Source organism: Pelosinus sp. UFO1 (assembly GCF_000725345.1).
Lineage (GTDB): Bacteria > Bacillota > Negativicutes > DSM-13327 > DSM-13327 > Pelosinus.
In genome coordinates this window covers 4112194-4124280 of the sequence record NZ_CP008852.1, presented here as the reverse complement: position 1 = coordinate 4124280, position 12087 = coordinate 4112194, and the positions used below count along the sequence as shown (strand labels likewise).

The following is a 12087-nucleotide window of genomic DNA, read 5'->3' as shown; positions in this document are numbered from 1 at the left end:
ATCTGTACTCCTTAAATTGAATGAAAGTAGGAAATAATAATCATGAAATTTGCTATTGCAGAGAAATCCCACGAAAAATACCTAGAAGATGTTGTGAGAGATATCAGTCAAGACTGTCTGTGGAGGGAGAGGCTGTTCCAGGGGCAATATAATGAGCAATTCTTAATAACATATAAGGAATTAGACGAACTCCCATGCTCTTTATGGAATATCTTTTCCCAATATGGCTTAGAGTTTTTGGTTTCAAAAGTTCACGATTGTCCAGAAAAATTTGAAGAAGGATTAGCTATTTTCAAATTCGAAGCAAAGGGATTTTCCCATTTAGTAAGCTATTCAGGTAACGATAGTACAGACTAAATAATACATATAAACAAGAGTCAAAAAGAGCTCCGCATAAAAGCGGAGCTTTTAGATTGTAGAATAACGTAAGGGCAGGAAGAGACAGGCAAAATAGCCAGTCTCTTTTTACGGAATCAGAAAGTATAAGTTTTTTGGGGTAAAACCATTGAACCACAAAGACGCAATGCTGCGGTGCAGCACACAAAAGAGTACGTTAAACACAGAGAACACAAAGATGCACAAAGAACACAGAGACATTTTTATTCTACCCCTCTGTGTTCTCCGTGTCCGCGTAAGCGGCTTTGTGTCTTTGTGTTTCAAAACGTCTATCTTTTAAAAGGACGCGTAGCGTTTTTCTTATTTTGACTAGCAAAATGGAAAATTTAATTGACAAATGTTACTGTATATTTTATTATTAGTTTGAATATCAAACATTATTTATGTCTAACAATTTGAATGTCGAAGGAGTTAAGGAATATGAATACATTGGATGAATTAACACATGAATTGTTTACTTTTTATAATGGTTTTTCTTCGTGGGAGAACTCGGTGATAAAAACTAGCGATTTGACCGTGTCCGAGGCCCATGCAATTGAGATATTAGGTACATACGGTCAAATGAAGATGAAAACTCTTGCTCAGCACTTAGGAGTAACGACAGGGACGACAACCGTTACCGTTGATCGATTAGAAAAAAAAGAATACGCCAAACGGGAGTCTGTCAAGGAAGATCGGCGTGTCCATCTTATAACGCTAACAGAAAAAGGTCTGCATGCTTTTTCTGAACATCATCAATATCATTCTAATCTAACAGAGCAAATTCTCGCCGTCCTTTCCAGTGAAGAAAATGAGCAATTGATCAAAATCCTTAAGAAAATTAATGAGGAGGCGTTCTAGACATGAGGAGCGAGGAAAAGTTGCTAATGAAAAAAGAAGCAATTAGCGCAGAAAAAATAGAAAATGAATCCAACTGCATGGAACATGGAGAAGGAAGTCATACACAGGACTTTATAGTAATCGCTGCTACATCGATTTTGTTACTTGGCTATTGGCTGGAGTGGCTGCCAAATATTCTAGGAATCAATACAGCTTTGCTTGCGGCAATCATTGGGGGATTGCCGATTATTAAAGAAGCAGTTAGCGCCATTTATCGTCGTGGTGATACCAAGGTGGGTTTGTTGGTAAGTATTGCGATTGTTGCTTCCATTGCCATTGGGGAATATTTTGCCGCTGCTGAAGTTGCACTAATCATGACGATAGGCGAAATGTTGGAGCATATTACCCTAGAAAAATCAAATACCGCATTAAAAAAACTTGCAGATTTAACTCCCTTAAAAGCCCGCATTTTAGAAGGGGGCAGCGAACGAGAAATTGCTGCCGAATTAGTAAAACCGGGAGACATCTTATTAGTAAAACCAGGAGAGAAAATTCCAGTGGACGGCATGGTAACAGCTGGTCATGCAACCGTTGATCAAGCGACGATAACCGGGGAATCAATCCCAGTTGAATGTCATACGGGAGTGAATGTTTTTGGTGGAACGATAGTAGCCATGGGGAGTATTGAAATTGTCGCAACGAAGGTTGGTCAAGACACAGCGTTAGGTCATATCATTAAAATGGTTAAAGAGGCGCAAGCAAGTAAGGCGCCTAGTGCCCGAATTATTGATACCTGGGCAAATTGGTTTGTACCATTAAGTCTTGCGATTGCAGTGTTAGTTTATCTAGTGACAGGCGATATTGTAAGAGGAGTAACTATTTTAATTGTTTTTTGCCCTTGTGCTATGCTATTAAGTACTCCTACAGCTGTAGCAGCCGCTATTGGAGCTGCTGCTCGCCGTGGTATTTTGATCAAGGGAGGCGAAATATTAGAAAGGGTAGGCTCTTTAGATACAGTTGTATTTGATAAAACAGGAACGATCACATTAGGGAAACCTTTTTTGAAAGACATTCGTTGTTACAATGGGTGGCAACGAAACCAGTTACTAGCAATCGCAGCTGGCATTGAAAAACGTTCTGAGCATCATTTGGCAAAAGCAATTATACAAGAGGCAGAAAAAGAAGGCGTTTCGTTTATTGAACCGACGGTTTGGGAACCTGTCATTGGGCAAGGTATAGTAGCGAAAAAAGATGATGAAATTTTCTTGTTAGGTAATCGATGGCTAATAAAAAACCGAGATATTATGCTGACAACGGATCAAGAAGAATACTGCATTGAAAATCAAGGGGCGGGAGCGACAGTCGTTTTTATTGCAGCGAATGGTGATATTGTGGGGATCATTACCATTCAAGATCCTATACGTGAAGGAGCTAAAGAAGCAATCGAGGCATTACAGCGTGAGCAAATTAAGAAAGTAGTGCTATTGACTGGTGATGCGACAGCAGTGGGAAATGCAGTAGGAGCAGAAGTGAATATTCCCGTCATACATGGGGACTTACTACCTGATGATAAAGTAAAATATGTTGAAACCTATCAACGAGAAGGTTTCAAGGTGGCAATGCTCGGCGATGGAATCAATGATGCACCTGCTTTGGCTAAGGCGGATATCGGCATTGCTATGGGGTATTCTGGAACAGATATAGCGATTGAGGCGGCAGATATTGTATTATTGTCTGATGACTTGAAAAAGATACCGGAGACAATACAGAAAAGTCGAAAAGCCATTCGCACCATTTGGCAAAATATTGTAGTTGCTAATGTAATTAATCTTGCTGCAATTATATTGGCCGCTTTAGGATTATTAGGACCTGTTGCCGCTGCCATTGTGCATAATGTAGGAGCAATTTTAGTTGTATTGAATTCCGCACGTTTATTGCGCCATGAATGATACCCTAATGTAAAAATAGTAGTAGCCCTCAAAATAAGCCTTGTTGAGATAAAGTGTAGATTTATCTCAACAAGGCTTATTTTTGTTCTAACCACGGCTAAAAAAAACAACTACCAGTTGTGAGTAGTCGATAAAAAAATAAAATTTGTAGCATAATAAAAATCATCACGCTTGTTCCTTGTATTAGATATGACATTGGCGGAAGACTAATATAAACTTTACTGGAAAGGGTTGTTATCGTTTGAGGCATATTTACAAGATACTATATGTAATAGTAGGAGTAAGTATTATTTTATATTTTATAAGTTCTCTCTATTTTTACTATCAGGAAAAACCTGAGGCCAATGTGCTACTTCAATCTTTGCCTGTAGTACAAAAACAGACCCGCTTACTAGTGATCGCTCCTCATTGTGATGATGAAACACTCGGCTGCGCTGGTGTCATCCATGATGTCATTGCAGCAGGCGGACAAGTTATGGTTGTTTTCATGACGAATGGTGATGGCTTTACTGTTGCTACAGAAGAACAGTTCCATCGTTTGTTCCTTACTAATGAAGACTACGTGAATTCGGGGTATGCCCGTCAGAGTGAAACATTACATGCGCTGCATTTGCTGGGCGTGCCAGAAAAACAAATTATTTTTCTCGGGTTTCCTGATCGCGGCCTTAGAGCAATATGGTCGGATTATTGGAATAATAGCCAGCCTTATCAATCTCGTTATACTGGAAGTGATCATTCACCCTATACGACTAGTTATCAGCAAAATGCTCCTTATACTGGAGAAACTGTTTTAAATAATCTAGAACAAATAATGCTTGCGTTTCAACCTAACCTTATTTTAGCACCACATCCAGCAGATGAGCACCCTGATCATGCGTCGACTTGGGCCTTTGTTGCTGCTGCTTTTATGAAACTTAGCAAGGGTGAATTCGTACCAGGAGTTAATTTATATACATATTTAATCCATCGTGGGGATTTTCCAATCCCCCATGGTTATAAAACAGATGCTTTGTTGTCACCGCCAAAACCATTATACCAGACACAGCCTAGTAGCTGGCTGCAATATCCAATAAACTCGGATATGGAAGCTTTGAAAGAGCAATCCATTAAAGAATATGTTAGTCAAATTCGCGTCCCGATTATGTCGAGCTTATTATATAGCTTCATTCGCAAGAATGAATTGTTTGAGGAGGTGCATTTTCCTTTAATAACACAGATACCGCTGGATGTAGATTTACGAAATCTTGATACTTGGTCCAATCAGGAGCCAATTTTAGTGAATCCTCGGGGCGTAAATCCAGTTGGTGCTTTGGAACCTAAAGGGAAAATAACAAGCATTTATAGCTATATGCAAGGCAACACGATTTGGATACGTTTTCATATACCAGGATTTTCGAAAAAACGAAATCAATATGATGTGTCAATTGTGACCTTTAGTCTATCGGATCATCAAATGAGTAGAGAGAAGCAAACAGTTTATTTTAGTAAGGCCGATACCAACTTATCTCCAGATGATATTGTGCGTTACCCAGATGATGTTATCATTAAGATTTCTTCATCCCCAACCCAATTGAAGAATTTTCTTTTTATCCGAGTTGAGACGAAAAATCAATTTGGTATCATGTTTAACCACACAGTGTGGCAACCGGCTTTTCTCAGCAAATTCTAATGTTTTTTGTAGAAGTTCAATGGCTTAACCAGCAGCATTAGTTAAGCTAACCTGTGGTTCTAGGTAGTGAAAAAGAAGGGTGATAATAAGAATTAATGCCTTTCGCAATTGCGTCTGCCAGTTTCTTCTGATGTTCTGGTGTCTGCAATAGGGAACGTTCTACTGTATTGGTAATATACCCAACTTCGATAAGTGCAGCAGGAATCTTATTGCGACGTAATACAAAGTAGTGGGCAGGGTTGGCTGCTCGCGGAGTTTTTACCACTTTGCCGAGCTCAGCTTGAATCGCATTGGATAATTCCTTGCCAGTTTCGGATTTAGCATAATAAAAAACCTCTGCACCTTGCCTACTTGCGTTTGAGACCGCGTTAGCATGAAGACTAATGAATAAATCGGCATCTGATTCTTCGGCCATTTCTACGCGAGCAGTCAAATCACGACGATAGCGCCCTCTAACTTTTTCATTGTCGCACTCGGGGCTTAGGTCAATATCCGATTGACGAGATAGTACCACCTTTGCACCATATTCATTAAGAATATTTTTAAGTTGTAACGCTATGGCTAAATTAATATCTTTTTCGAGAACGCCTTGACGATTTGCACCAGGGTCAATACCGCCATGACCAGCATCCACTACAATGATTTTTCCCGATAGTTTGTGGCTTATATTATCATGGGCATATAAGGTGCTTATTAATAATAGGGTAGATAATACAAATAAAAAAAAGTGACGTTTAGCGATGTATTGAACCCTCATATTATTCACACCTCCTTAGAGTTACATATATGCAGTAAAGAGCGTTTGTAGTATGTATTGAATACTTCAAATGAGTAAAAACTTTTTTTGAAGCTAATGATGATCTAGCGTAAAGAAGATTTGAATTAGAGTTTTAAGCAGATTGTCATGGGATAAACATCAAATAGAATCTGCAAGGTGTATGTTGGCAAGGTTTTTTTTACTTATATATTTGTGATTGTGGTGCAAAATAATAAATAGAAGACACAGAAGGGTGAAAGAATGATAAGGTTTGTTATTGCATCTTTGTGGTTCCTATGGAATGGCAACATTTTGCTGGGGTGGGAGCGAGAGGGGGCGGACACCAATTCTTATAGAACATATATGATAGCCAGGAGGTCTCATGACGAATCACAATTCGACAATTCTTAAAATAACCATATTTTTTATCGCGAGTCAAATCCTACTTATTATTGGTTTAGCTGGCCAAGGACATTTTGACTATATACGAAGCATACTGGTGACGGCTAGTCTTTGGCTCTTATATACATTTTTAGAAGCTCGATATGGATTATATATGAATCATTATGTTAGAGTAGTAGTAGTGATTTCACTTTTATGCGACGGTTTTGGGGGATATTATTTGAACCTGTATGCTACATCTGTAGTTTTTGATAAAATTTTGCATGTTTTTGGATCCTATTCGTTTTCCTTATTTGCTTATATTTTAGTTGTACAATTACTAAAATACCCTTTGACTCGATCTTTTAAATTTATCTTGGTAGTAAGTTTGGGGCTTAGTATTGGAGCCTTTTATGAAATATTAGAATTTCTGACGGATACTATTTCCCATCCACCCTTACCTAGCCAACCTAGTTTGCTAGATACGGATCTAGATATGATTGGCGATCTGATTGGAGCAACTATTGCCGCAGTTCATGCGACCTATAAAACCTTTATTAATTTGAATTTCTGATTTGCGATAACTAAATATCATCATTTAGGGCATTGAAGTAAGCTAAATAGTATATAAGTAACAAACAGCAGGGGCTGTGGTAACTCATAAACGAGTTACCACAGCCCCTTATCTATAGGGAAAATAGGGTTTAGTAGCTATCCTTTTTTACCAATAAACATTTTTTTGAGATTTGACTTTTCTAAATAAAAACTAAATATATGCCTGCGATACTGGTAATAGAAAATATTATTCGACAAAAATGGAGGAAAAATAAATGAGTACAACATCATCCGTCACATCTAGCACATCTAGTACATCGACGGCTACAACTAGCTCTAGCATAGCAGAAACCGTTAGTTTGGATTTCGACGAATTCGTGCAACTATTGGCCACAGAACTGAAATACCAGGATCCAGACGATCCAGTTAGCGGTACTGAGTACGTAACCCAGCTGGCCCAAATCAGCTCATTGTCGGCATTGTCAACGATGAACAGTTCTCTAAATAATTCTACAGCATTTAGTATGATTGGCAAGACAGCGACCTATTCTACTACCGACACATCTGGCAATGCAGTGACGGGCACAGGTACTGTGCAGTCAGTAACCATTTCTGGCAGCAATACCTATGTCAACGTTGGGGGTACAACGGTAGATCTTTCTGCCATTACCAAGGTGGCAGATTCTAGTACTACGTCCACTACTACGTCTTCGACGTAGCATAAAAATAATAAATAAATTGTTGCTTTTAACCGGACCCAATCAGGGAGGTTAATCACTATTTCTGAATGAGAGATGAAATGGTATGAGAGATAAAATAATAATTTGGAGGTTTTTTTCTTATGGCTATGATGGTTGCATTAGGTTCCGCGGTATCGGGACTTAAAAGTGAGCAAACTGCCCTCGATGTAATTGCTAATAATATTGCCAACGTTAACACCACAGCATATAAATCACAGACGGTTAGTTTCAGTGATGTGTTGAGCCAGACGATCAGTTCTGCTACTGCTTCTACCGCAACGACTGGCGGCACCAATGCCCAGCAAGTTGGACTGGGTGTCCAAATTGCCAGCACGGATACGGATATGACCGTAGGCAGTACTTCAGCGACTAGTAATGCAACTGATGTGGCTCTTACTGGTGATGGTTACTTTATTGTATCGACAGGTACGGACGGTGAATATGAGTTTTCTAGAGCTGGTAATATGACTGTTGATGACTCAGGGAATCTGAATATAAATGGTTATGAAGTTTGTGGGTGGGAGACATCGTATACTCTTGATGAAGATGGCAACAAAGTTTTCAATACAAATAGCACTGTCGAACCGATTAATCTTTACAGCGGCAATAATAAGCTTATGGCTGCTGAGGCTACAACTTCTGTCACCTTTAGTACTGGTAGTAGCCTTGACTCTACATCTGATGTGGTGACAGGTGCTACACTACAAGACATCGGTAGCACAGCGATTACAGATTGGGACGCCACAACATCAGTCGATGTTGTGGACGCACAGGGCAATACCACCGAGGTTACGCTCAATTGGAAAAAGTGTGCGACAGATGGTTCAACCACTAGCTGGTACTGGGAAGCCAGTGGTACAGATGCAACGATAAGTCCTTCTAGCGGCTATGTTGCCTTTGACGCAGATGGTAAGATGGTGACTTCAGTCACCCCGCTTACAGCGACAGTCGATACCGCTACCAATACTGCTGGCTATAGTGACAGTAATATTAGTGTTAGTACGGGGCTGACGGCAGGTAGTTATACTGTCACTGTGGCGGATTCCACGACTACTAGTGGCCAATACGATATTACGTTGGTAGATGCAGACGGCAATACCACTACCACAACTTCCAAAGATGGCTCAGCTACTTTTACAACCTCGTCGGGAACAGTTACTCTAGCTGCACCGACGACAGTTACAACTGGTACCTCAACATTCACGGTTGCCGCTGGTACCACTTTAACCTTTGATTCTACTCCGGCAATTACCGTTAAATCTACGGCTGCCAACACCGATGCAGTTTCAGTGGAGATGGACTTTTCCAATATTACGACTACGAGCAACACTTCCGCTACTCTGACCGCTGATGCCGATGGATATGCGTCGGGAACACTGTCGAGTTATAGTATTTCTTCTGATGGAATCATTACAGGTACATACAGTAATAATCAAACACAAGCAATAGCACAAATTGCATTGGCGGTTTTTGACAATGCGAGTGGGTTGACAAAAACTGGTGACAATCTCTATACCACGAGTTCCAGTTCTGGTGATTATAAAACTGTTGTAGCCGGTACAAACGGCACAGGTACGATGACATCTTACGCGTTGGAGTTGTCTAACGTGGATTTGTCGGCGCAATTCAGTGCGATGATGATCGCTCAACGGGCTTATCAGGCTAACTCTAAAGTCGTTTCTACTGCTGATGATATGCTGCAGGCTCTCATGGCCATGAAAAATTAATAACGCAACTTAATGTTACTATCGAACGAGTTGCATCTTATAAATGGAGGTGAGCGTATGGCGTCGACTTTCGGCACCTACAGCGTCGCTTATTCAGGAATGTATGTGAATCAGGCCGCCCTTACAGCAACAAGCACGAATATTGCGAATGTGGATACCACGGGAGCTTCAAAAGTGCAAGTGACTAGTGTTGCAGAAAGTACCGTTCAGTCGAGTGGGACATCTACAAATAATGGTGTTAGCGTGGCATCCATCACGCGATCTCGTGATATATTCCTTGACAGAAGTTATCGGACACAGAATGCGGATTCCACTTATTACTCAGTAAAAAGCGGAAATTTGGAATATATGGACGAGATATTAAGCGAATTCGATACTAGCACGACTACAGATACTACTTCGACTACGACTTCTGGTGTTCAGGAGGCGATAACCGACTTTTTCGATTCATGGGAAACATTGTCGACGGATGCGAGTACCGAAAGTACCCGTGAAGCGGTTACCGCAGCCGGTGCTGACTTGGTCGAAATGCTGACCGATATCGATGACCAATTGCAGCAGCTGCAGGCAGATGCTGTGACTGGGGTTGAAGATGGCGTGGACAGTCTCAATGACCTGGCTGAGCAAGTTGCCGACTTGAATAAGCAAATTACTCAGGCAGAGGCAGGTGGCGGCGAGGCCAGCTACCTGCGGGATCAGCGTGACGTTTTGCTGGACGAGATGTCCGCTTTGGCCAACATTAGTGTTACCGAATCCAATGGGACGCTAAAAGTTACTATTTGTGGCTCGACATTGGTGAATGGTGATACTACGCATGCGCTGGTTGTCGAAGGTACTGGGACAACGGATGATCCCTTGAGTGTGAAGTGGGTTGATTCGGGTAGTACAGCTCAGATTAGTAGTGGGAGCATTGCGGCTTATATGGAAGATGCGGATCAAACCGGTTATGAAACCCTTGACGCCAGCGATATTCCATATGACTTTACCACAGATGCAACTAGTTCCATCAGTACCATGAGGCAAGCTTTAAATGTCTTGATTACAACACTTGCAATTGAGATTAATTCGTTGAGCACTTCCGGCGTCGATCTCAATGGGGACGCTGGTCTTGACTTTTTTACGGCCATAGATGACAGCCAGCCGTTGAGTATTACCAATATACAGGTTAATCCGGAACTAATAGATGATTCGGATAAGGTGGTTACCTCTTCCAGTGATGCAGACGGTGACAATACGATTGCTGATAAGATTTGCGATCTTGATAGCGATACGACTTTTTACAAGAGTGACGATTTGTCTCTTGATATTACAGACTTTTATAAAGCGGTAACTTCTTGGATCGGGACTGCTGGTGATACCGCGGCAACCAATTATGAAAACCAAGCAGCTGTGGTCACGCAGCTAGACAACCAGAGGCAGTCGGTTTCGAGCATTTCGATCGATGAGGAAATGTCAAACATGATCAAGTTTCAAACTGCCTACGCTGCCAGTGCTAAAGTTATGAGTACGATTGATGGCTTGATTGGTGATTTGATTGACGAGCTTGATTAAGGATTCGGGCTAAAATAAGGGGGGAGTAAAATGGCTTCAACTTTTGTGGGACTTAGTATTGCGAGTAGCGGGTTAAATGCCGCTCAGGTTGGAATGACAGTGACCACGAATAATATGAGCAATATAGATACAACGGGTTATTCACGGCAAGTGGTGAACCAGACATCCATTGGACCGGCTGCAGTCTATAGTAGCAGTTTAGTTGGAAATGGGGTAGAGGTTACTTCTGTAGATAGCGTGCGAAGTTTTCGCCTTGACCAAAAGTATTGGCAGGAAAATAGTGCAGCAAGCTTATGGGAGGCCAAATCTACTTACTTGGAACAAGCAGAGACTATTTTAGGTAGTACGGATACTAGTTATATCAGTACAGCGCTAGATACTTTCAACACAGCCTTAGACAGCCTGGCTACCGACCCGACCAGTACATCAGCTAGGGCTGTGGTGCTGGAAGCAGCGGAGAGCGTTTGTTCAACCTTAAATGATGCCTCTTCTCAATTGACTCAACTACGTAGTGATATCAACAGCGATGTAAAGACAACAGTAGATCAAATCAACTCTTACGCAACCCAGATTGCCGCTTTGAACAAGCAGATTACCCTGGCTACGGCCTCAGGTGCTTCTACCAATGAGCTAGAAGATCAGCGAGGATTGCTGGTAGATGAACTGTCCGGGTTGGTTGGGTGCGATGTCACCAAAGCTGATGATGGCAGCCTCACAATTTCTGTTGAGGGGACTACCTTAGTAAAGGGGAATAATGCGAAAGAACTGGAATGTTATACCGTCACCGATACGACTAGTGACCAGTATGGCATGTATGGCATACGCTGGGCAGATTCTGGTGAAGATTTCGATTCCGGTGATTCTGGTGCATTGAACGGTTACCTTGAGGTTCGGGACGGTAATAGCTCAGATAGTAAAGGGATACCCTACTACCTCAGTCAGTTAGATGATTTTGCCCGGACCTATGCCGAGGCCTTCAATGAAGGGGTTACGTCTGGTACTACCACCTATAGTGGTCACGCTGACGGGGTAGGTATCGACGAAGCTGAGACGACTGGAATTCGTTTCTTTTCTTATGATGACCTATCGTCGGAAGAACTAATGGCTAGTGGTACTGATACAGAGGCGGTATATCAGAATATTACTGCAGCGAATATATCAGTATCAAAAGATATTCAAGAAGATACGAATAAGATTGCAACTGCCTCAAGCGATGGTGAGGAAAGCAATACTGAAAATCTGGATGACATTATTAGCATATGCAGCAGTGTCGCTATTTCCGGTAACGCTACCGTTGATGATTTATATAGTACGATCATTGCCACTGTTGCTACAGATAGTTCCTATGCACAAGTTTCATATAACCGTAAGGACGCTATCGCAACCTATATCGATACTAGCCGGTCTTCTGTGTCCGGAGTTTCAAGTGACGAGGAAACGGTAAATTTGACTATTTACGAATCGGCGTATGCTGCATCGGCTTCGGTGACTAGTACTTGGAATGAAATCTATGAAACTACCCTCAACATGGTAGACGATTAAG

At 41.4% G+C, this 12087-nt stretch carries 10 protein-coding genes; 9 read left to right on the top strand and 1 reads right to left on the bottom strand.

Annotated features, from left to right (window positions below):
- The first annotated feature begins 42 nt into the window (after positions 1-42).
- The 4 genes from UFO1_RS19475 (at position 43) to UFO1_RS24155 (ending at position 4833) form a co-directional block, all read left to right on the top strand.
- Positions 43-357 carry a hypothetical protein gene (locus UFO1_RS19475; RefSeq protein ID WP_038673560.1) on the top strand — a complete coding sequence of 105 codons (315 nt, stop codon included), beginning with the start codon at positions 43-45 and terminating at the stop codon, positions 355-357.
- Between the two features lie 459 nt (positions 358-816).
- Positions 817-1236 carry a MarR family winged helix-turn-helix transcriptional regulator gene (locus UFO1_RS19470; RefSeq protein WP_038673559.1) on the top strand — a complete coding sequence of 140 codons (420 nt, stop codon included), beginning with the start codon at positions 817-819 and terminating at the stop codon, positions 1234-1236.
- Positions 1237-1238: 2 nt separating this feature from the next.
- On the top strand, positions 1239-3164 hold the full coding sequence (locus tag UFO1_RS19465) for a cation-translocating P-type ATPase (RefSeq protein ID WP_236639255.1): 1926 nt from the start codon (positions 1239-1241) through the stop codon (positions 3162-3164).
- Between the two features lie 241 nt (positions 3165-3405).
- Positions 3406-4833 (top strand): PIG-L deacetylase family protein, encoded by a 1428-nt coding sequence (locus tag UFO1_RS24155; RefSeq protein ID WP_051789024.1) that lies wholly within the window; start codon positions 3406-3408, stop codon positions 4831-4833.
- A 46-nt stretch (positions 4834-4879) separates the two neighbouring features.
- Here the strand turns inward: UFO1_RS24155 and UFO1_RS19455 are convergent, their stop codons facing one another.
- On the bottom strand, positions 4880-5590 hold the full coding sequence (locus tag UFO1_RS19455) for an N-acetylmuramoyl-L-alanine amidase (RefSeq protein WP_051789023.1): 711 nt from the start codon (positions 5588-5590) through the stop codon (positions 4880-4882).
- Positions 5591-5972: 382 nt separating this feature from the next.
- Between UFO1_RS19455 and UFO1_RS19450 the strand changes: the two genes are divergently transcribed.
- The 5 genes from UFO1_RS19450 (at position 5973) to flgK (UFO1_RS19430) (ending at position 12086) form a co-directional block, all read left to right on the top strand.
- On the top strand, positions 5973-6545 hold the full coding sequence (locus UFO1_RS19450) for a hypothetical protein (protein WP_038673558.1): 573 nt from the start codon (positions 5973-5975) through the stop codon (positions 6543-6545).
- A gap of 256 nt (positions 6546-6801) precedes the next feature.
- The gene (locus UFO1_RS19445; RefSeq protein ID WP_051789022.1) at positions 6802-7245 is read left to right on the top strand and encodes a flagellar hook capping FlgD N-terminal domain-containing protein; all 444 of its coding nucleotides are present in this window, start codon (positions 6802-6804) and stop codon (positions 7243-7245) included.
- Between the two features lie 122 nt (positions 7246-7367).
- Positions 7368-8993 carry a flagellar hook protein FlgE gene (locus UFO1_RS19440; protein WP_051789021.1) on the top strand — a complete coding sequence of 542 codons (1626 nt, stop codon included), beginning with the start codon at positions 7368-7370 and terminating at the stop codon, positions 8991-8993.
- Positions 8994-9050: 57 nt separating this feature from the next.
- The gene (gene flgK / locus UFO1_RS19435) at positions 9051-10544 is read left to right on the top strand and encodes a flagellar hook-associated protein FlgK (protein WP_038673557.1); all 1494 of its coding nucleotides are present in this window, start codon (positions 9051-9053) and stop codon (positions 10542-10544) included.
- Positions 10545-10574: 30 nt separating this feature from the next.
- Complete coding sequence (flgK, locus tag UFO1_RS19430) at positions 10575-12086, top strand: flagellar hook-associated protein FlgK (protein ID WP_038673556.1); 1512 nt, start codon at positions 10575-10577, stop codon at positions 12084-12086.
- The last annotated feature ends 1 nt before the right edge of the window (position 12087 follow it).